This window comes from Sulfitobacter sp. SH24, from assembly GCF_965641895.1.
GTDB classification, from domain to species: Bacteria; Pseudomonadota; Alphaproteobacteria; order Rhodobacterales; family Rhodobacteraceae; genus Sulfitobacter; species Sulfitobacter dubius.
Genome location: NZ_OZ282575.1, coordinates 2,878,070 through 2,899,803, shown reverse-complemented (window position 1 = coordinate 2,899,803; position 21,734 = coordinate 2,878,070). Strand labels below are relative to the sequence as shown.

Sequence of the window (21,734 nt, the reverse complement as noted above, 5' to 3'; positions counted from 1 at the left end):
AGGGGGCAAGGGCTTTACCCCTTGCGAATGATGCTGCCCGCGCCGTGTTCGGTGAAGAGTTCCAACAGGCAGGCATTTGGCGCACGACCATCGAGGATCACCGCCGCACGCACGCCACCTTCGAGCGCATCCAGCGCGGTCTGCACCTTCGGGATCATCCCGCCCGCAATTGTGCCGTCCGCGATCATCTCGTTGATCTGGCTTGCCGTCAGGTCGGTAACCACCTCGCCCGAGCCATCTTTGACGCCTGCCACATCAGTAAGCAGTAACAGACGATCAGCCTTCAGCGCGCCCGCAATGGCGCCTGCGGCGGTGTCACCGTTGATGTTATAGGTCTCCCCCCCGCGGCCCATGCCGAGAGGTGCGATGACGGGAATGATGCCCTTATCGGCGAAATCGCGCAGGATGCGCGGATTGACCTGCGTTGGGTTGCCCACGAGGCCCAGAACGGGGTCTTCGGGGTCGCAAACGATCAGGCCGCTGTCCTTGCCCGAGACACCAACCGCACGGCCACCTTGCTCCGAGATCGCCTGCACGATCCGCGCGTTGACGAGGCCCGACAGGACCATCTCGACCACTTCCATGGTCGCGGCATCGGTGACGCGCTTGCCGTTCACGAATTCCGATTTGATGTTCAGCCGCGCCAGCATGTCGTTGATCATCGGCCCGCCGCCATGGACGATCACCGGGTTCACCCCGACCTGCCGCATCAGCGCGACATCGCGGGCGAATTCATCCATCGCCTCATCGCTGCCCATTGCATGACCGCCAAGTTTGATGACCACGGTGGCATCGGCGTAGCGTTGCAAAAAGGGCAGGGCTTGGCTGAGTGTGCGGGCAGTGGCGATCCAGTCGCGGTTCATGTCTTGCGTTCTCATCTGTTGACCCATGGGAAGCCGATAGCGGCGGAGGTGTTATACCAGCGTGGCGATGATGGCACGCAAGGTCGGGATGCCCCAGCCCTTTTCCGAAGATGTCACGACAATCTCCGGGTAGGCGGCGGGGTGTTTGCTCAGCGCGTCTTTCACCTGCGTTAGGATTTTCTCACGCTCGGCTTCTTTGACCTTATCGGCTTTGGTCAGCACCACTTGGAAGGTCACGGCAGAGCTGTCGAGCAGGGACATAATTTCATTGTCGACCTTTTTGACCCCATGCCGCGCGTCGATCAGCACGAAGGCGCGGCGCAAAGTCTGGCGGCCCGAGAGGTACTGTTTCAGCAGGCGCTGCCATTTCTCGACCACGGGCAGTGGGGCATTGGCATAGCCATAGCCCGGCAGGTCAACGAGGTAATGCTCTTCGCCCGCGGTGAAGAAGTTAATCTCCTGCGTGCGGCCCGGCGTATTGGAAGCCCGTGCAAGCGCCTTCATCCCCGTCAGCGCGTTGATCAGGGTCGATTTCCCGACGTTCGAGCGGCCCGCAAAGCAGACCTCCATCCGGTCGGGGGGCGGCAGCCCGTCCATCGCCACCACGCCTTTGACGAATGTCGTCTCACCGGCGAAAAGCATCCGGCCTTTTTCGGCGCTCGGCGCGTCCGGCTCCTCGGCAATGGTGTAGTTCACTTGCATCAAATCAGCTCCAGTTCGTCGCCCACGGCGATCTCTCCGCCGGTGGTGACGGTCAGGGTAACACCGAAGTCGCGGTGACCCAATTGGTCAAGTGCCGCGAGTGTGTCCACGTCGCGTGCGCCGGTGTCGGTGTTTACGGTGGTTGCAAGGCAGCGAGTGATGCGTTTGGACACATGCAACCGTGCGCTACCGATTTTCATATCGCGCCCGACCCATTCGAATTCATCCCAAGGGGCGGCCCCGTCAAACCAGATGTTGCCGCGCCAACGGGCGGTTTGCAGCGGTGTGCCGCAAAGCGCTTCGACAGCGGCGTGAGAGGCAAGGCTGTTCAGCGAAAGTGTCGGCTCGGCACTGTCGGTATAGCCGCGGCCATCAAGGCGCAGGATGTCCACCGGCGCGGCCCGGCCTTCAGCCACCAAAGGGCCAACCCAATCAAGGAAGGCTGCTTTGTCGCGATCAGGGTGAAAGGTGATCTCGCCTCGCTTTGGATGATGCAAGATCAGCATCTCGCTTGTTTCGTCAAGCTTGGCCGTAATCGCTTGCAACTGCGGAGAGGACGCGCCCCGCGTAAAATTCAAACACCGCGCCCAGTCGCCGGGCACGGCTTTGGAGGCATCATGCGTCACGGCCCAAAGGCGGTCATAGGGCATAGATTGCCCGGCGTACAGGGTCACACGCTCAACCGTCTCGCGGCCATGGGCCTTGAGCGGATGCCGGTTGAGCGCGGTGATCTGCATCACTTTTTCGACTTGCCAGACTTGGCTTTGGCATCTGCGTTGGCTGCGTTGCCCTTGGGCGTCCGTTTAAAGCCGCCCGCGATGTTGCCCCAAAGGTCAGGTTTGTATCCCTGGCTGCGCATGATCAGGTACTGCTGCGTAAAGGTAATCGTGTTGTTCGCGATCCAGTACACCACGAGGCCAGATGCAAAGCCGCCCAGCATGAACATGAAGACCCAAGGCATCCAAGCAAAGATCATCTGCTGTGTCGGATCGGTGGGGGCCGGGTTCAGTTTTTGCTGCAAGAACATGGAGATACCCAAGAGCAGCGGCAGAATGCCGATGAACACCAGCGCCAGCATCGAGCCAGGCTCGGGCGCAGCATAGGGCAGCAGCCCCCAAAGGTTCATGATCGAGGTTGGATCGGGTGAGCTAAGGTCTTGGAACGGGCCAAAGAAGGGCGCGTGGCGCAGTTCAATGGTGACAAAGATAACTTTGTAGAGCGAGAAGAAGATTGGAATCTGCATCAGGATCGGCAGACAGCCCGCAGCGGGGTTCACCTTGTTCTTCTTGTAAAGCTCCATCATGCCTTGCTGCATCTTCTGACGGTCGTCGCCCGCATCCTTCTTCAGTTTTTCCATCTCGGGCTGAAGCTCTTTCATCCGCGCCATGGAGACGTAGGATTTATAGGCCAGAGGGAAGAGCAGCGCTTTGATCAGCAGGGTCAGGCCGATAATCGCAACGCCCATGTTACCGATCAGTTGGTTCAGGTTGTGCAGCAGCCAGAAGATCGGCTTGGTCAGGAAGAAGAACCAACCCCAGTCGATGCTGTCGATGAATTTGGCAACGCCTGCGGATTGGTAATCTTGCAGTGTTTCCCATTCCTTCGCGCCTGCGAAGAACTTGCTGGAAGTGCTTACGCTTTCGCCTGCGGCGACCGAGCGGGTCGGTTGGCGGGTGAAAGCGCGGTAGGTGTCGGCGCGCGGGTCATAGGTGAGCGCCTGTTCAAAGGTCTCGCCTGCTTCGGGGATCAGCACCGCCTGCCAATAGTGATCGGTAAAGCCGACCCAGCCTTCGGTGACGCCTTCGGTGACCACGGCGGGGCGGCCCCAAGTGCTGTTTACCTCAGCTTCGGCGATATCGTCCCAATCAACTTCCGACAACTCGCCATTGGCCATCGATACGGCGCCTTCGTGCAAGATGAAGAAGCTTTTCAGGTCTTCGGGCAATCCGTGCTGAGCGATCATGCCAAACGGGGCAAGGTTGACGGGCGCCTCGCCGTTGTTAGTGACGCTCTGGGTGATGTCGAACATATATTCATCATCAACCGAAATTTGGCGGGTGAAGACCTGACCGGCACCGTTGTCCCATGTCAGGGTGACGGGGCTGTCAACGCCCAATGCCTCACCTTCGCTGAGGGTCCAAAGCGTGTCTACGCCCGGAACCGCATCAGGCCCAAGGCCGGAGCCTGCCGCCCAGCCGTGCAGGGCGTAATAGGCGTCGCTCGACCCTTCGGGAGAGAGCAAGGTGACCACTTCGGCGTTTTCATCGAGAGTGGTTTGGTAGTCGTTCAGCTTGAGATCATCAATCCGACCACCCATCAGGGAAATAGAGCCACTGACCTTATCGGTCGCGATTTCCACCCGAGGCGCATCGGCCAGTGCGGCGCGGCGGCCTTCGGGAGCGGCGCCTTCGCCGGTATCCGCACCGGGTGCCGCAGCCGTCTCTGCTGGGGAAGCGGGAACGGAGGTGCCATCTTCGGTTTGGGTCATCTCGACGCTGTTCTCTAGCGCGGGGTCGGCTTCGGGGGGCGGGAACAAGAGGAACCACACGAGGATGACGGCAAAGCTGAGCGCCGTGGCAAGGATGAGATTCTTGTTCTGTTCGTCCATGGGGACCGCCACCTGATGTCTTTGAATATCACGGGGGTTCAACAGAGTGCGGGGCCAAAGGTCAAGCGGAATCGGGTAGGATCACTGGGCGTATGGGGTGGTTTTGCTCCATCTGGCATGGGTTTTGCGGAGTTTTGCCGGGGTGAGTTGATAGGGTTGGTTGCGTGGCGGCTTTGGCCCATCGCGCAAGCTGGGAAGTTCTTTGGGATTGTGAAACGGTTACTGGTTTGTCATGCGCCTCTCGTTTGCCTGCTGCGGCTAAATGTTGGATTTTGCTGATGCTTGGGCAAAATGGACGCGCTAGGTTGCGCGGCCGTCCATGATACGTGGAACATCTTGTAATTTTGCATTGTGGCGGGCAATCCAGTCGAGTGTTTGTTCAAACGGCATGGGGCGTGCGATGCCGAATCCCTGCACATGATCACAGCCAAGTTGCGCCAGCAAAACATGCTCTCCCACCGTTTCCACCCCTTCGGCAAGGGTTTCGACGCCCAGCCTTTCGGCCATGGTGAGGATCGCACCAATCATACGCTGTTGGTCCGGGTCTCGGTCCGCTTTCATGACGAACGACCGATCAATTTTGATCCGACTGACCGAAAAACGGCGGATTGAGGCGATGGAGGCATTGCCAGTGCCAAAGTCATCAAGGTCAATACGACAGCCCAGCTTGCCCAAGGCATTGATATTTCGCGTGATCACATCGTCGGGGGTAGATGCGACGACAGTCTCAAGAACTTCGACAGCAAGTCTGTTTGGGCTCAGATCAAAACGGTCCAGCTCCCAAGTTATTTTGTCAATCAGCCGGGGGTTGGCAAGTTCGCCACCGGCGAAGTTCACGCCAATCTGCGGCACCTCCGTGCCGGAGCTGTCCCAGGCTTTGAGCGCGGCGAAGGAATGGTACATCATCACCTCGGCCAATCGTTCTAGAAGGCCGGCTTCTTCGATCGCGGGTAGGAAATCCGAAGGGGGGATCATGCCGCGCACCGGGTGGTTCCAGCGTGCCAAGGCTTCAAACCCGGTGATCTGGCCTGTGTCGGTTGAGATTTGCGGCTGGAACCAAGGCTGAATTTGGCCGCCATCCAAGGCGATCGTGACGTCCTCGCGCAGTTCTGCGCGGTTTTCGGTTTCGCGCCGCATCTGATCAGAGAAGGCACGTATGGAAGAAGGTCCGTGTTGTTGCGCAATACGCAGGGCGGTGGCTGCAGCAGCAAGCCATGCGGCGCCATCGGGACCTGGGGCGCGGGTGCTGAGGCAAAAGCCAACCGAGGCGGTTAGATAAACGGTCACGCCGTCGACAGAGATAGGCTCTTCCAATGCTGTCTGAACCCTTCCAGCGAGCTGGATGCAAAGCTCAAGGTCAAGCTGGCGCACTGGGGCCATGCAGATCGCAAAACGCGCCTCTCCCATTTTGCCGATGTTGTCGTCATCCCGTAGGGCGCTAACCAGACGTTGGCCGCTTTGTCGGACAATGATGTCGGCAGCCGCATGACCGTAACGTTCGATAAGCTGGTCGAATTCCTCAATCGCGATGAAAAACGTTGCTGACAATCGCCCCTGTGATTGGGCGCGCTGAAAGATTTGTTCGGTCAATTCTTCAAAAGTGCGGCGCTGAAGTATGCCGCTGACCGCATCCCGGGGCAACATTACCCCCCCACCGAAACGCTGTCCTGCAAGGTATAGAAGCGGCAGCGCGGCGGAGGTCGTGATCAAAGCCAATTCACCGCCAAGCCAAAATGCAAGCAATGACATCGCAGGAAGGAAAGCCAAAGCGGCCTGTCCGCTGAGCAAAGCGGCAAACGACTGGCGCAGCTGCGTTAGCCCAGAACGCTGGTAAAGTGCCATCGCGATATCCCTATCTTATGTACGCAATGTCTGCGCCTTCGAAAGTGGAATATCGCCTTTGGGGTGTGCTGTGGGTTAACAGAGAGCAGTTTCTTGTGGATTCTTATCTAAAATTGTTCTTGCTTCGTACCCTCAACGTTCCGCATCAGCCCCGTAAAGTCGAAGAGATTTGGATCCAGAAGATGCGAGGGGCGGGCATTCATCAGGGCCCGGAACATCACCTGCCGTCGGCCGGGACTATTAGTCTCCCAACCATCGAGAATCGCCTTTACCTGCTGGCGCTGTAGCCCGTCTTGAGACCCGCAAAGATCGCAAGGAATGATCGGGTAATTCATCGCCGTGGCAAAGCGTTCGCAATCGCTTTCAGCCACATGGGCGAGGGGGCGGTAGAGGAATAAGTCACCTTCCTCGTTAACCAGTTTGGGCGGCATCGTCGCCAGTCGCCCGCCGTGGAAGAGGTTCATGAAGAAGGTTTCTAGAATGTCATCCCGGTGATGCCCCAGCACCACGGCAGAGCAGCCCTCCTCCCGCGCGATCCGGTAGAGATTGCCGCGGCGCAGGCGGCTGCAAAGGGCGCAAAAGGTGCGTCCGGCGGGGATCTTGTCCATCACGATTGAGTAGGTGTCTTGATATTCGATGCGATGCGGAACGCCCATCTTTTCAAGGAATTCCGGCAGCACGGTGGCCGGAAAGTTTGGCTGGCCTTGATCGAGGTTGCAAGCCAGAAGCTCGACAGGCAGCAGGCCGCGCCATTGCAATTCATGCAGGACCGCAAGCAGGGTGTAGCTGTCTTTGCCGCCCGACAGGCAGACCAGCCATTTGGGTTTCGGCGCGCCCTCGGCGGTCGGCTCGACCATACCGTATTGGTCGATCGCCTCGCGGGTCATGCGGACGATACGCTTGCGCAGTTTCTTGAACTCGGTGCTTTGCGGTGCGCCGGCAAAGAGGGGGTGAATCTCGTTGGTTTCGTCCAGCATCGTCTGTCTCTCACTATCAACTTGGCTTCACCTAGGGCATTTTACCCCTTTGCCGCAAGCGTGACGCTAATCGGGGACGTTGTCGATTCCGCTTTGTCCCCATGGATGGCAGCGGGCGATGCGCCGCGCGGCCAGCCATCCGCCCCGCAGACCGCCGTGCTTTTGCAACGCTTCCAGCGCATAGGCACTGCAGGTGGGCTGGTAGCGGCAATTGTATCCGACCCACGGGCTGAAAAGCAGCCGGTAGCCGCGCACCGGTAGGGCGAGCAGCGCCGCCAAGGGGGTCATTTGCGCGCCCCGTGCAGGATATCGAGCGCGCGGGTGAGATCGGCAAGCAATTGGTCGAAGGGCAGGGCCGCCGTCGCCTCGCGCCGCCCGACAAAGACATAGTCCATGCCCGCTTGGCCCGTCTGCGGCAGGGTCAGCCGTGCGATTTCACGCAAGCGGCGCTTGGCGCGGTTGCGGGCAACGGCGTTGCCGACCTTTTTCGAGCAGGTAAATCCCACGCGAATGGGCGCCGCGCTGGGCTCTTCCTCCCGGCGGGGTCGCATTTGCAGGATGAATCCCGGGGTCGCCACACGTTTGGCGCGGCTCGCACGCTGGAAATCCGCCCGTTTGGTCAGGGTTTCCAAACGCAGAGAAACCGCCGGGGCAGGGTTCCCCTTCGTGGCGCAAGTGCCATTCAAGGGTGCCTCCGGCGGTGTCATATTCTGGTTCCGAAGATCGAAAGCGCTTACGCGCTCAGCGATTTCCGGCCCTGTGCGCGGCGTGCGTTGATGATCTTACGACCGGCTTTGGTTGCCATACGTGCGCGGAAACCATGGCGCCGCTTGCGCACGAGGTTCGAGGGTTGAAAGGTGCGTTTCATCGCTCCGTCTCCATTTAAAGCTGGCTGGGCACGGAATCACTTAAAGGGTTCCACCGCGGCCAGCGTCAATTCAAGCCCGTCCTCTAATGCGGGAGGGCGCGCAAGTCAAACCCCCTGACAGGGAAAAACCGCGCTTTGCAACAAAATGCCGGTCCGTAGGGGCCGGATTGTTTCAGTTTGCCCCCGTACCCTGCAAAATCGGCCCTTTGCGCACAAGTCCTATCAACCACGCGTGAAGAGCCTGTTCGTGCGGGCCGCGGCACGCCATCATTATAGAAACACAGATGGTCTGATGCAGGCCCAATGGAAGTGATGACATGAGCCCCAATGACCAAAGTAAACCAACGCTAATGCGTTACCTGCCCCTCGCGGTGATTGTGGCTGTTGCCGCCATCGGCGCGTTTACCCTGCGTGATTACCTGAGTTTCGACGCCCTGCGTGAGAATCGCGAGGCGCTTATCGCCTTTCGTGACAGCAACTATCTGCTGACCGCGCTGGCCTTTGTCGCCGCCTATGTGGTGATCGTGGCCTTTTCGTTGCCCGGTGCCACGGTGGCGACGCTGACGGGTGGGTTCTTGTTTGGGCTGTTTCCGGGCGTCCTTTATAACGTGGGCGGTGCGACACTTGGCGCGATCGTGATCTTTCTGGCCGCGCAATGGGGTCTGGGCGACCGGCTGAAAGAACGGATGGATGCTTCCGATGGAGTGGTGCGCAAGATCAAGGCGGGGATCGACGACAACCAATGGTCGATGCTCTTCTTTATCCGGCTCGTGCCGGTGGTGCCGTTCTTTGTTGCGAATCTGGTGCCTGCTTTTCTCGGCGTGCCGTTGTTTCGTTTCGCCATCTCAACGTTTTTCGGCATCATGCCGGGGGCGCTGGTCTTTACCTCTGTCGGGGCTGGGCTAGGTGCAGTCTTTGCCCGAGGTGAGACGCCCAACCTCGGGATCATTTTTGAACCCCATATTTTGCTGCCCATTCTGGGCCTCTGCGTGCTGTCGCTGCTGCCCGTGGCGATCAAGACATTTACCGGCAAGAAGGATCTGCTGAAATGACCAACCGTATCAAGACCGACGTTCTGATCATCGGCGCAGGCTCTGGCGGGTTGTCGGTGGCAGCGGGGGCCGTGCAGATGGGCGCGAATGTGACCCTGCTGGAAGGGCATAAAATGGGGGGCGATTGCCTGAACTATGGCTGCGTGCCCTCTAAGGCGCTGATCAAGACCGGCAAGGCCGCCTATACCCAACAACACAGCGCGCAATACGGGGTGGAGGCTGCCGCCGGGGTGGTGGATTACGCGGCTGCCAAGGATCACGTGGCCGATGTCATCTCGCAAATCGCGCCGGTCGATTCGGTTGAGCGGTTCGAGGGCTTGGGCGTGCGGGTGATCCGCGAATACGGGCGTTTCATTTCCGATAAAGAGGTGCAGGCGGGCGATACGATCATCACCGCGCGGCGCATTGTTGTGGCCACAGGGTCATCCCCTCTGGTGCCGCCGATTCCGGGGCTGAATGATGTGCCGTATGAGACCAACGAAACCCTCTTTGAGCTACGGGAGAAGCCGGAGCATTTGATCATCATCGGTGGCGGGCCTATCGGCATCGAAATGGCACAGGCCCATGTGCGGATGGGCTGCAAGGTCACGGTGATCGAAGGCAGTCGTGCGCTTGGCAAGGATGATCCAGAGCTGGCCGAAGTTGTTTTGCAAACCATGCGCGACGAAGGTGTGGTCTTTGAAGAGGGCAGTGATGCCGCCAAAATCAGCGGCGCGGCGGGCGCGATCACGGTTGAAACCAAGGATGGTCGGGTGATCAATGGCTCGCATCTGCTGATGGCCGTGGGGCGCAAAAGCAATATCGACCGGCTCGACCTCGATAAAGCGGGGGTGGAAACTACCAAAGCGGGCATCAAGGTGGACGACAGCCTGCGCAGCAGCAACCGCCGCGTCTATGCCATTGGCGACGTGGCAGGCGGGCTGCAATTCACCCATGTGGCAGGCTATCACGCCGGGGTGGTGATCCGTTCGATTCTGTTTGGCCTGCCGAGCAAGACCAAGCTGAATCATATCCCATGGGTCACCTATGCCGCGCCGGAACTGGCCCAGGTCGGGCTGACCGAGGCGCAGGCGCATGAGGAACATGGGGATAAGCTGGAGGTTGTGCGTTTTCACTATAACCACAACGACCGCGCCATCGCCGAGCGTCAGACGAAAGGTTTTATTAAGGTTATGGTGGTTAAAGGTCGCCCAGTTGGTGCCAGTATCGTGGGCCATCAAGCGGGTGAATTGATTTCTTTGTGGTCGCTGGCGCTGGTCAATAGCATGAAGATGAGCCAAATTGCGGCTATGGTCGCCCCTTACCCCACGATCTCGGAAATTAACAAACGCGCTGCGGGCGCCTATTTCAGCCCGCGCCTGTTTGAAAGCGCGCTGGTCAAGACGGTCGTGCGGGCTGTGCAGCGCTTGCTGCCCTGAGATAGCTTATGATCCACTCGCTTTCTGGCCGTCTGCTGATCCTCACCACCATCTTTGTGATGCTGGCCGAAGTGCTGATCTTTGTTCCTTCAATCGCGCGGTTCCGCGAGGAATATATGCTGACGCGGTTGGAAAGGGCGCAGATTGCGTCATTGGCGCTGTTGGCTGACGACATGCTCGACCCAGAGCTGGAAGAGGAGCTGCTGCGCAACGCCGAAGTTTTCAACGTCGTCTTGCGCCGGGATGAGGCGCGGCAGCTGATGTTGGCCTCACCCATGCCGCGCACCGTGTCGCAAACCTATGACCTGCGCGATGCCACTGCGATGGTGCTGATCCGCGACGCGATGCTGCGGCTGTTCCGGCCCGGCAATGAAGTTGTGCGGGTGATCGGTGCACCCGTGCGCGAGGCGGGGTTGCTGATCGAAGTAACAATGGAAACCGCGCCTATGCGTGTCGCCATGCTCGACTACGGGATTCGGATCCTGATGTTGTCGGCGGTAATCTCGGTTATTACGGCGGTGCTTTTGTTCTTTGCCATGCGTGCCCTGTTGCTAAAGCCGATCAAGCGGGTGGCGGGCCATATGCAGCGCTATGCCGCCGCGCCCGAAGATGCGCGCCGAATCTTTGAGCCATCCTCCAGCGTGACCGAGCTGCGCGAGGCCGAAGAGGCGCTGAAAAAACTGCAAACAGACCTGACGCAGGCGCTGAAACAGAAAGAGCGATTGGCCCAACTGGGCAGCGCGGTCAGCAAGATCAGCCATGACCTGCGCAATATCCTAACCTCGGCGCAGCTGTTCACCGACCGCATTGAAATGTCAGAAGACCCTACCGTCAAGCGCATGGCGCCAAAACTGGTTGGTTCGATCACCCGCGCGGTTCATCTATGCGAATCGACGCTGGCTTTCGGCAAGGCCGAAGAGCCGGGGCCGACGTTGACCCTCATGGCGCTGGATGAGCTGGTGGAAGAGGTGATTGATGGCGAACGCCTTGCAGATCCCGAAAGCGAGATCAGCTTTGCTGCCGACATTCCTGCGCAACTGACTGTGCGTGCGGACCCTGAACAGATGTACCGCGTGCTGGCCAACCTGATGCGCAACGCGCGTCAGGCGATCACAGCCACCGGCAAACCGGGTGAGGTGCATCTGCGTGCCGAAGATGGGGCAGGGGCCTGGTGCATCACAGTCAGCGATACTGGCCCGGGCCTGCCGCCCAAAGCGCGCGAACATCTGTTTACGGCGTTTCAAGGCGGTGCGCGCAAGGGCGGCTCGGGGCTGGGTTTGGTCATCGCGTCGGAACTGGTGCGCGGCCATGGCGGCACTTTGGCGCTGCGCAGCACTGGGCCCGAAGGCACCGTTTTTGACATTACCCTGCCCAAAGGCGACGGCACTTTATAAACTTCGAAGAAAATTGCATTTCCTCAAAACGAGGGCTTGCAACTCTCCGGAGGTAAGACTAAACCCCCGCTCAGTGGACCGATAGCTCAGCTGGATAGAGTACCTGACTACGAATCAGGGGGTCGGGGGTTCGAATCCTCCTCGGTCCGCCACTACCCAAAATTAAATTTAAGCAGGGGTTTAGCGCTCTGTGATGCCGTGTTTTTGTAGCTTTGTGTGAAAGCGCATTGGCGTGATCCTACGCGCAATATAGCCGAATCCTTTAGCGAACTCGGACATCATGGTTGAGATGTGCAGTGCGCCGAGCAAACCTCCTCGGTAAGAGGTGGATATCGATCTGGGCCAACCTAAGGTGCGTTTGGTTAATTTGGCGCGATCCGAAAGAACCAATCACTGCATAGAGAGTTGTTCAGCAGCGCAGTCTGGCAGAAGGCTCTTCCGCTGCATCGGAAGTCCCTGCCATTTCCGTTGATCTGTAAACGTATTGAGATACAGCGCAGCAAAGAAAAATGACCAAAGCGGAGAGAATGCTCGCGCTTTGGTCAGGTGGGAGGGAGAGAGAGGTGCCGCGTAGCTAGGAGGTGCCGCGCAGGCTGCTGTCGAAGATGCTTTTCATATGGCTGTCGAACTCATTCCAAGTGATGACGGCCCGGTTGCCTGCATGGCCGTGATAATATGAGCGGCCCGTCGATGTCGGTAACCCAGCCCAAATACGGGCGAGATTCTCCATAAAGCGATGGCGGCTGATCTTACCTTGCATGAAGGGGGTGAACCCCGCATCTTCAAGCAGGAAATCGGCAAGCAGGTCCTGAACCTGCGGTGTAAAGACATCATTCCTATTCAGCCCCGCTTCGGCGACCAGTGTTTTTAGTGTGTTGGGAATGAATTGATAACGCCCGATTGCATGCGGTTGACCAGGCGTTGCGGCGATCCAGCGATAGATTTCACCAATGGTCATACCGGTGGGGCGTTTCGGCGGCTTGATCCGCGCGCCATGCTGAACGGCATCATAGCCTTTGCCACCGGCCTCAGCCGTGGCGATCACATGGCGCACGGCCGCTGATGGCCCACCGCTTGTGGGGATGGTCAGCCTGCGCGCCGACGGTTTTGACGGTGTCGCTATCATGCTGCGGTTTAAATGAATGCGGCTTTCCGAGGCAGAGGGCGAGAGCGCAAAGTTCAACCCGGTCACGGCAATCTTTCTACTATCAAAGCGGGCGAGTTCATTCGCACTGGCCGCGCTGGAAAGGGTGGCGGCGATTAGACAAAAGGCAGTGCTGGCAGCGAGCTTTTTCATCGGAGTTTCCCATCTGGGTTTCAAGTTGCGTTGACTCAGATGATGCCCGCTTAAAATCGATATTTCATTAATGCGGGCAGGTAGTTAGCTTCTCAAAAGGATAGCTGTCCTGATGCATGGGGTAGTTAGGTAAGCTTTAGGGCGCGGTGGCACTTATGAAATGAGTCGAGCCACGTTCCAGATGCGCTTGGAACGTGGCTCTCCCTCGTGGCTGAGTCTCCCGGTCAGCTTCCGAGGAACTGGTCGAATTGGGTCCAGAGTGAGTTGTCCAACAATAGGTTGAACCGGAAATAGAACCCTTCGTCATAGAGGCTGCTTTGGCCGGCGACCCGTCCGCGCGCTTTGTTGTAGCCGAGCGCCAGCAGAACACCTTCGCGCGGGGTGAAGCCGAACTCAGCGCCGATCCCGTTGGAGGAGTTGCCCTCACTGTCCCATAGATGCGTGGCGTTAAGCCCAAGCTGAAAGCGGTCATTCCCAAACTCGTAGTTCAGACCGCCTTGGACCAGTTGGGTGGTTGCATTGGACGATGTGCCCGCCGCGGTGCCAACCTTCTGGTACTGGCCAGCGTATTTGCCGTTGATCCGCAGGTCCGCGTCCAGTTCATAGTTGGCATCGATCGACCACATATGCGTCTCGGTGCTGCTGTGCTTTTCCTCAAGCCGGTGTTCATACCAAGCCAAAACATCAAGGCGCGCGTTGTCCTTGGGCCGATAGGCCGCCCCGATGCGGGTGCGCATCTGGCGGAAATTCTCGCCATTGCGCCGATCAAGTGCTGCGCGGCTTCGCGCCAGAATTGTAAGGTCTGGGGTGACGTTGCCCGCAATGCCGATGCTGGCGTAATGCGTTTTGCCCACATCCTCCCAAGTGGTTTCCAACTCGGCATCGCCAACCCAATCGCCATCGGCCGATTCCCAGCTGGTGCCGATCGCAAAGGATGTCAGTTCGCCTTCTTCGGTGTCGAGGTTGCGCGCATGTTCCAGATCGGCGCGCAGGTTAGTGCTTTGATTGAGGTCCCAGTCAACCGACAGCCCCTGCACCATGTTGGTATCGCTAGTGCCGCTGGCTTTGGTCATCTCGGTCCGTCCAGTCACCCATTCATTTAGCGTGTAGGTGAAGCCGTAAGCCGCGCGGGTGACCAACTCATCGCTGCCGAACTGAAGCTCGATCTCGTTATAGACGCGCCAGCCGTTCTTGGGTTCGTCGTAAAGTCCCAAGGTCAGCTCGGTTGGGGTGTCCCCATTGAGCGGCGCACGCAACTTGGCTTCGATCACGGTGCCGGGGCGGGCCGCTGGGGTCCAATGGGCGCCGAGGATCAAGGCCGTATCACTTTCATTGGTGCCATCGTTGCGGTCATAGCGGTATTCAAGGCCGATCCCGCCGCGCAGGGTCTTGCTCAGGCGGCGCGAATAGATCGCATCAACGGTCAGTTGTTCGCGGTTATTGATCCGATCACGGGTGTATTCCGCACCAAAAGCAATGTCGCTGCGTTGGTCGATCTCTGCACCATAGCTTAGACGAACCTGGCTGGTGCCTGCGCGTGCTAGCCCCCCCTGCGCATAAAAGTCGCGCCCGGTGTGGATTGCCTCGAAAGCAAAGTGGCGAGTCTCGGTCTTGAGTTCATAAGATAGGCGCGCAGCGGTGTCTTTTTCGCCCATAGCATTTTCCGAGCGGGCCACTTCGGCCTCCCAAACGCCGCCCTGACGGTCTTCGTGTTGCAGGTAGGCAGAGTGCATCCGCTGGCGGGCTGTGTTGCCAAGCGGTGCATCGGCATGAACCGCGCGGGCACCGATTGAGGTCCGCTCGGACAGGGCGTAGTTCACCTCGCCCCCATAGAGCCAGTATGCCTCGGCGCCTTCGGCCTCAACCTCATAGGTCACACGGATCGACACGGGGTTACCATCAAGGTCGAACTGGCGCACGGGGCTGTCGAAGGTGATCGTGTTGCGGAAGAAATCTAGCAGGTAGTCGGTGCCGCGCAGCAGAGGTGTGGCCGACAGGATATCGCCGCCATCTTCGTCCCGCACAAGAATTTCAACGCGCTCAGAGCCTTGCACATAGCCCCCGAGATCAAGGTCATAGGGACCAGAGACGCCGCGACCACGGATTTCCTGTACTTGCTGCTCTTGTGCTGTCCGGGCTGCGAACACGGTAACCGACACACGGTCGTTCTCCCAGTGCCCCTTGGCCCCGGTGGCGACACGTTGCAGTCCGCCGAGTTTCAGTGCGCTGGCTTCCGGCTCAATGGCGATGTCGCCGTAGAGAACATAGGAGCGGCCTTTTTCCACCTTCACAAAGAGGTTGGAGGAGGACTGCGCATCGGCACCGCGTTCGGAATTGTCGCCGTAGACGGGGTAGTATTCTTCACCCCGGATGTCGCGGAACAGGCGGTCTTCGGTGTCACGATCCGAGCTGTAGCGCAGAGTGAGCAGGGCATCGCCCCGGATCACACCCTTGAGGTAAAGCTCACCCCGAACACCGGTGGTGGTGTCTTCGAAAGAGCTGAAGCGATCCTGTTCAAGCACATTGCCTGCGTCTCCGCTCAGCGATACCGCGCCTTCGATCACGCCGATAAGCACTCGTTCGTTCAGGTCAGGGGTGAAGGTCAGCGTCGCCTCGGCCTCCCCAAAAGAAGAGCGCACGGTGATCAAGTCGGGGCCAGAGGCCTGCGGCGGGATCAGGTTGAAGGTGGCTTCGCCATTGTCGAGGTAGGCTTGCACGCCGGGCGTGCTGCTGCGGATATCGGTCACATCCCACAGCGAACGGCGGGCCGAAAGGGTCACCGTGCCAGAGGCTGGCACTGGGCGGCCACCGGCATCAAGAACGCGGACGACCACGGGCACCACAGAGGCCGGGTTGGCCGCTGCCGTGTCAGGCAACAAAATCTCGATCCGGGCGGGTTTGCCGGGGGCGGTGAGGCGCAGTTCCTTGCGGACACGCTCGATGCCAAATCCGTCACGGCCCACCAGTGTCAGAACGTTTTCGCCCGATCTCAGTTTAACTGCGACATATTCCAGTGCCTGAACGTTGTTTTTTTCCCAATTGGTACGTTCGCCCACCCGATCTGCGCCGAGTTCGCGGCCATTGACCAACAGTGCAAGCGTCAGGTCTGCTTTGCCTTTAACCCGAATGTTCTGGGTGGCGCGGGATACGCTGGTGTGTTCTGCAAAGTCGACAAAGCCGGCGGCGCTATCAAGGTTACGGATCATGCTATCGAGTGACTGGCGCTGGGCCGACGCACGGGCGGACTGGGCCACAGAGGTGGCATTCGCACCGGCCTCTTCGCTCTGGGCGGCGATCATGCCGGGAGTGAGCTGTGTCGTGGTCGCGATACCCGCTTCGCTGCGCACGGAACGGGTGCTGCTGCGTTGGCCATCAATCGGCAGGTCGGTCGCATTCATGCCGGGGGACTGACGTTTTCCATCAAAATGGTCGCGACGTTTGCTGACCTCATCAAGCGCTTCGGGGGTGCACTGGGCCACCGCAAAGTTCTCGGTACTGAGCTCGCCCTTCTTCAGCGGCACCAGTCGAGAGCCACCGCGCCGCAGATCGTTGGTACGGGTCACCTGCACTTCGGTCCCGGCGGGGAGGGTCTCTGGCTGCACGAGGAAGGCGTGTGTCACCGGGCGCATGCCATTCAGCGAATAGGCACCATCAATGTCGGTCACTACAAAGAGGCCTTCTTGGGTCACGATGCGCACGCCGGGAATGCCGGGCTCATCCGATGCGCGGTCGCGGAGGCCGTTGCCGTTGCAGTCCATGAACACAGCGCCGAGCACTGTGCCCTGCCGGGCAAAGACGCCGCCCGAGTTGTCGAGGCGTACCATGGCGCGGGAAGTCTGCGATTGGCGCAGTGTTCCGGTGCCCGCTTGGCGGCCCGACAGGATTGCGGCGTTTTCGTTGCGGCCTTCACGGGCGGCGGCAGAGAAGAGCATCACATAGGACAGCTCATGGCGGGACAGCGGTTCAAGCATGCCAACATCAAAGCGCAGATCGCCATTGCCAATTTGCTGCGGATCGTCCAGCGGTGCGCCGTTCAGCGTAACCGAGCCGGGAACGATGTTTACACCATAGGCAGGACGGTCAAGGATCTCTCCACCGATCAAGGCTTGGTGCATGTTGTTGGTAAAGCTGAGCGTATAGGTAACGAATTCGCCATGCCCTACGCTGTCGAGATTTGTCGTCTTATCCAGCGCTAGCGGTGTGCCGTAATGCGGATCGACCGGAATGTCAGAGACAAAAAGTGCCCCGCCCGCGTGGCTGAACTCTTCGCCATAGCCTGCATCAATCACGTTGCGGCCCATACCGACAAAGTCCGTCCGCGCCGATGGGAAAATCCACGCTGGCGCATCCATCACGGCATAGCGGTAATCGCCCTCTGGAATATCGAAAAAGGTGAAAAAGCCGCGCTGGTCTGTTTGGGTGCGCGCCACTTCCGCGCCAGAGCGCGCATTGACAACAGCGATGACCACATCGTCGATCGGAGCGTTGGTGACTGAGTTGAACAAAAAGTTGCCGGGGTTGATCATCAGATCGTCTTCAAGCACCTCGTTTTCGCAGAGCGCCGTGGCGATAAAAGTATCGCCAAAGTCTGTCGCCATGACCTGGTCACCAGCCACGGCTGGGGACATCTGCGCCATAGGCAGAACGGGGGTGAGGAATACGCCAGTGTTCGCTCCGGTCTCGGTCGCGATGAGCGTCTCGACATCATTGGTCAGTACGCTGCGGACGGTTACCGGAGTACTGTCGATTTCGGTGGTGCCGTTGCACATGCCAGCAGTGACGCGCAGGCGCGTATCGCTGCCCGGTGTGCCGTAGGGTTGGTCTGCACCGGTTTCGGGGTGCTCGAATACAAGCGTTCCGGGGGTATCAGTCTCGCGCTCATAGACCACGGTGTTCGAGTCCAACAACAATGTGTTTTCTTGGTTGTTGTAAAAGGCAGAAGCGGTGTTGTGCACTTCGACCGCGCCCAAAGCCATTGGCACGCGCACCGAAAAGCTGGGGGCAGAGGCGTGGCCGACAGCAAAGTCGCCCTCGTGGAAAAAGGCCACCGCATCAACGTCGTCGGCAAGACCCGCAGGAACGGCGCTGCGGTAGGTATGGACAGGCGCGCCCCGCATGTGGACCAGCGCCGTCATGCCGCCTGCGTTTTGTATTGCATCGAAGGCCGTGTTCAGCGGGATCGCATCGCGCAGCAAAACCCCCGTCTGGGGTGCACCATCAATCACGATGGGCTGGCCGTCGATCTCAGGGTAGCCAAAAGCGTCGCGCTCAGAGTCGTTGCGCATGCGCAGGGTGTAGGTGATGATCGCGCCTTCTTCGTTTTCGGAGATGACCTGCCCTTTGGCGATCTCAAGCCCGCCTTCTTCGACGCGCGAGATACCCATCGCCTGACCTGTCAGGCTCCGACCATCGTCGGCAACGCCAACTGCCGTCAGTATGCTGGAGAACCGGGTGCTCACCGGGGTTTCGGCGGAAATGCGGAAGTCATAGATCAGTTGGAGCCGCTCGCCCACGGCCAGCAGGAACGGGGCTGACATGTCTGCTGCTATGTCTTCCCCATCGATCTGGCCGTTGCCATTAAGATCGGGGTAAAGCGTTTGGTGCGACATCAGCGGGGACTGGTTCTCTTCGTCGATGCTGAGCGATGTGAAAAGGCGCACGTTGCCGCTGTTGACCACGTCAAAGTGATAGCGGCCAAACGCACCACGGGTCAGCAAAAGGTCAGAGTAGCCTGTCACTTCGAGCCCAGGAACCGAGGCGACTTCGACCTGTACCGGGTTAGAGAGAACGCGCTCCATGATGCCGAGCGACGTGTTGAAATAGCTTACTTCTGCGACGTTGCGGATGAAGGTTCCGGCGAGTGCCGCGTCAGCTGCGGTGGATTGGGGCAGAAGGCTGAGACCCAATGCGGAGGCGCTTATCAGGGCCAGAGCCGAGCGGGCTGTAGACATAAGGAAACTGCGCATCAGTTTTGCTCCTGTTGCGATCCCTGCGAAGGGCGTGAATAGAATGGGGAGACGAAAACGGGGGGAGGAGGTGGCACCCCCGGTGAGCATGGCTCAGCCGGGGGTGCCGGGGAGGTCGATTAATTGTCGACCCTTACGGTAAACTCTACCCGGGCAAAGCCGCCGGGAAGGATCGTACCATGCGCGCTCGACACGTTTGTCGAGGTGATGGTTGCCGTGCTGGCCCCCGGGAACAGGCTTTCAGAGCAGGCGCCGCCACAGTCAGTGACTGTGGTATAGGCTGGGGCCGCATCCGAGATGTTCACGTTGTCCGCCGGAGAAGCCCCGGTGTTTTCGGCTTCGACCATGTAGCGGATGCACTGGCCGGGCTCGACATCAAGGCGCGTCTTGGTGAAGGTGCCCGCGGTTCCGTCGCATTGAGCGTCGATGTACTGGTACTTGCTCAGCGTGACATCGCCCGAGATAATGACCACGCGGTCTTCGACGGCGTTGTTGGTCAGGTCAATGTCGGTCCCGGTCCCGTTCAGAGTGCTTCCGATGGTGATCGTACCGATTTCGGACACACCTTGGGTTGCTGTAGATGGGGTCTGCACACGGTAGATCAGCGAAATGCTATCACCGGGGGCCAGCCCGCCTACACCCAGATCATTGAAGTTATCGATGACCGGCTCGTTTGGATCAATAACGCCGTTGCCGTCCTGATCCCAGAAGATCGCACCGGAGAAGTTCGTCAGGCCACCTGCAGTGATCGTCCCTTCGGTGACGGCCACGTTACCTTCGTTCGAGATCGTGTGAAGGATGTCCACAATACCACCGGGCGAAGCCTGCGCGCTTTGATCGTCGATGATCTTTACGTCGTAGATTTCGTTGACCGACACTTGGTTAACGATGCGGTCACCCTGTCCCGAGACAGAAGAGACAACCGCGATGTCGATTAAGGTGTCGCCGGGCAGGGCATCATCTGTCGGCGTGATCACCGCGCGGATTGACTGCGAAGCCCCTGCCGGGATGGTGCCTGTGTTGGACACAACCGAGCCATCGGGCAGTTGGAACTCAACGGTCCAGCCTGGGGGCAACGCTTGATCCAGCGAGAGGTTGAAGCTGTCCGAGACGGGGCCGTTGTTTTCGACCAGCATCTCAAAGATGACGGGTTCGCCGGGGTCTGTCGTTTGTGTCACCCACGGGTTGCCACCGTTCGTCGGCGCGGCTCCATCACCTTCGGAACCAGCAACGTCGTTTTCAAGGTCGACCGAAGCGGCGAGCACCGCACCTGAGAATTCGGCTGTCGACACGTCAGAGACGCCAGAGTTGTCCGAAGTCGTGGTGATCGTCGCGGTATAGTTGGTGGTGGCGGTTGGTGTGACGTTTGTTGGCAAAGTCGCGATCAACGTCACTTTGGCGCTATCACCAATGCCGAGCGGGCCAACAGAGCTTACCACCGGTGTGACACCGTCAGCGCCGACAAAGCGGAAGGTGGTGCCGTTCGGGAAGTCCACATTGGCCACGTCAAGCTGAAGGCTGTCCGGGCTGTTTGAAAGGTTGGTCAGCACGAATTCCTGACGGATCACGCCGCCCTGAAAGACATCGCCGGTTTCGGTGACGATATCGTTGTTGGCCGCGTCATCATCGGTTGCCGATGAAATCGCCGGGTTCGCGGTGCCGTTGGCGTTAATCGCCGTATCGGCAATGGCCACCGCATATTGGTTGTCGACGGTAACGGAGGCTGTGTTCGACGGGGGAAAAGCCGTGCCGTCTACGTCTTGGGTCGCCACGTTGGTGATGATACCCGCATTCGCGGTGTCGGCGATCACGGCGCGGAATGTCACCTCGCCCGAACGGCCGGAGCCTACCGAAGAGATCAAGAAGTTGACGTTCTGGCCATCATCATAGTCCCAAGCCATCGTCTCACCAGAGCCGTTTGTGGCATCGACGACGGTGGAGCCGTTGTCATCGTTCAGGGGCACTGCAGAGTCAGACCAGCGGGCCGAGCCGGGCACGTAGGTCAAGCGGCCATCAAGAACATCCTGCACGGAGTAGTTGTTGGCTGCGGCCAGACCGGTGCTGGAATAGGTCAAGGTGATGGTCACTTCGTCGCCTGCGTCGATGATGTTGGGGTTCCCGCCCGAGGCCGGGTCCGCCGTCATGGATTTAACGAGTTCGACGATTGCGTCGTTGGAGATTGTCAGCGTGTCTGTGTTGGTGATGAGCACTGTGCCATCGAGATTGGAAGTCGCTGTGACGGTGATCGTGTCAGAGCCGGAAGCCGTAGAAGGGGCCGTGGCTTCGATCACGACGCCGAACTGCTCGCCCGGGGCCAGGGTCGGTGTTTCAGACAGCGGAGTGGCGCTATCTGCCACGCCGTCCATGTTGGCGTCTGGGTAGAAGACCAACGGTTGCAAATTGAGCGTACCACTGTTGTTTTCCGCCGCTTCCAGCAAGAACGCATCTGCGCCGTTACCATCGTTAGTGATGATGTGAGGCAAGAAGGCCTTACCGCCGGGGGCGATGGTTTCAGTGTTGTCGGAGGTCATAGACACGCCAGCAACCTGCTGAACGATCGTCTCAACTGTGTTGGAGGTTACCGTGATCGTATCGCCAGCACCGTTGGTATAGGTCGCGACAGCTTGGTTGCCGATCACCGAGCCCGCTTCTGGGGCCGCGAAAACGACGGTGCCAATCACGGAAGTCAATGCGATAGCGCTGACAGAGCGCAGGAAGGTTGTTTGGTATTTCACGTTAATATTCCT

General features: G+C 59.2%; 15 protein-coding genes and 1 tRNA gene. 4 read left to right on the top strand and 12 right to left on the bottom strand.

Going from position 1 to position 21,734, the window contains the following annotated elements:
• Positions 1-14: 14 nt before the first annotated feature.
• The 9 genes from argB to rpmH all read right to left on the bottom strand — a co-directional run bounded on the left by argB (position 15) and on the right by rpmH (position 7,860).
• Positions 15-878 (bottom strand): acetylglutamate kinase, encoded by an 864-nt coding sequence (gene argB, locus ACSQ16_RS16830; RefSeq protein ID WP_208604036.1) that lies wholly within the window; start codon positions 876-878, stop codon positions 15-17.
• Positions 879-914: 36 nt separating this feature from the next.
• Positions 915-1,565, bottom strand: coding sequence for a ribosome biogenesis GTP-binding protein YihA/YsxC (yihA, locus tag ACSQ16_RS16825; protein WP_093927124.1), 651 nt, complete (start codon positions 1,563-1,565; stop codon positions 915-917).
• On the bottom strand, positions 1,565-2,302 hold the full coding sequence (locus ACSQ16_RS16820; protein ID WP_243263116.1) for an MOSC domain-containing protein: 738 nt from the start codon (positions 2,300-2,302) through the stop codon (positions 1,565-1,567). Before ACSQ16_RS16820 ends, yihA begins: the two co-directional genes overlap by 1 nt.
• Complete coding sequence (gene yidC / locus ACSQ16_RS16815) at positions 2,302-4,173, bottom strand: membrane protein insertase YidC (protein ID WP_243262234.1); 1,872 nt, start codon at positions 4,171-4,173, stop codon at positions 2,302-2,304. Before yidC ends, ACSQ16_RS16820 begins: the two co-directional genes overlap by 1 nt.
• Positions 4,174-4,473: 300 nt before the next feature.
• Positions 4,474-6,015, bottom strand: a complete 1,542-nt coding sequence (locus tag ACSQ16_RS16810) for a putative bifunctional diguanylate cyclase/phosphodiesterase (RefSeq protein WP_243262235.1) — start codon at positions 6,013-6,015, stop codon at positions 4,474-4,476.
• Positions 6,016-6,122: 107 nt separating this feature from the next.
• Complete coding sequence (gene ttcA, locus ACSQ16_RS16805) at positions 6,123-6,992, bottom strand: tRNA 2-thiocytidine(32) synthetase TtcA (RefSeq protein WP_243262236.1); 870 nt, start codon at positions 6,990-6,992, stop codon at positions 6,123-6,125.
• A gap of 66 nt (positions 6,993-7,058) precedes the next feature.
• Positions 7,059-7,280, bottom strand: a complete 222-nt coding sequence (yidD, locus tag ACSQ16_RS16800) for a membrane protein insertion efficiency factor YidD (RefSeq protein WP_243262238.1) — start codon at positions 7,278-7,280, stop codon at positions 7,059-7,061.
• Positions 7,277-7,699, bottom strand: a complete 423-nt coding sequence (rnpA, locus tag ACSQ16_RS16795; RefSeq protein ID WP_243262239.1) for a ribonuclease P protein component — start codon at positions 7,697-7,699, stop codon at positions 7,277-7,279. The genes yidD and rnpA overlap by 4 nt, the downstream gene beginning before the upstream one ends.
• A gap of 26 nt (positions 7,700-7,725) precedes the next feature.
• Positions 7,726-7,860 carry a 50S ribosomal protein L34 gene (gene rpmH / locus ACSQ16_RS16790; RefSeq protein WP_007118882.1) on the bottom strand — a complete coding sequence of 45 codons (135 nt, stop codon included), beginning with the start codon at positions 7,858-7,860 and terminating at the stop codon, positions 7,726-7,728.
• A 317-nt stretch (positions 7,861-8,177) separates the two neighbouring features.
• Between rpmH and ACSQ16_RS16785 the strand changes: the two genes are divergently transcribed.
• The 4 genes from ACSQ16_RS16785 to ACSQ16_RS16770 all read left to right on the top strand — a co-directional run bounded on the left by ACSQ16_RS16785 (position 8,178) and on the right by ACSQ16_RS16770 (position 11,876).
• On the top strand, positions 8,178-8,912 hold the full coding sequence (locus tag ACSQ16_RS16785) for a TVP38/TMEM64 family protein (protein ID WP_093927118.1): 735 nt from the start codon (positions 8,178-8,180) through the stop codon (positions 8,910-8,912).
• Entirely contained in the window at positions 8,909-10,330 is a 1,422-nt protein-coding gene (locus ACSQ16_RS16780; RefSeq protein ID WP_243262241.1) for a dihydrolipoyl dehydrogenase family protein, read from the top strand. Before ACSQ16_RS16785 ends, ACSQ16_RS16780 begins: the two co-directional genes overlap by 4 nt.
• Positions 10,331-10,338: 8 nt before the next feature.
• Positions 10,339-11,724 (top strand): sensor histidine kinase, encoded by a 1,386-nt coding sequence (locus ACSQ16_RS16775; protein ID WP_093927116.1) that lies wholly within the window; start codon positions 10,339-10,341, stop codon positions 11,722-11,724.
• 75 nt (positions 11,725-11,799) lie between these two features.
• A tRNA-Arg gene (locus tag ACSQ16_RS16770) sits at positions 11,800-11,876 on the top strand.
• Positions 11,877-12,298: 422 nt separating this feature from the next.
• On the opposite strand, the gene ACSQ16_RS16765 is transcribed toward ACSQ16_RS16770, so the two are convergent.
• The 3 genes from ACSQ16_RS16765 to ACSQ16_RS16755 all read right to left on the bottom strand — a co-directional run bounded on the left by ACSQ16_RS16765 (position 12,299) and on the right by ACSQ16_RS16755 (position 21,722).
• Positions 12,299-13,021: a hypothetical protein gene (locus ACSQ16_RS16765; RefSeq protein WP_243262242.1), complete on the bottom strand. Its 723-nt coding sequence runs from the start codon at positions 13,019-13,021 to the stop codon at positions 12,299-12,301.
• A gap of 224 nt (positions 13,022-13,245) precedes the next feature.
• Positions 13,246-18,987, bottom strand: coding sequence for a hypothetical protein (locus ACSQ16_RS16760; RefSeq protein ID WP_243262244.1), 5,742 nt, complete (start codon positions 18,985-18,987; stop codon positions 13,246-13,248).
• Positions 18,988-19,106: 119 nt separating this feature from the next.
• Complete coding sequence (locus ACSQ16_RS16755) at positions 19,107-21,722, bottom strand: beta strand repeat-containing protein (RefSeq protein ID WP_317405366.1); 2,616 nt, start codon at positions 21,720-21,722, stop codon at positions 19,107-19,109.
• Positions 21,723-21,734 lie beyond the last annotated feature (12 nt).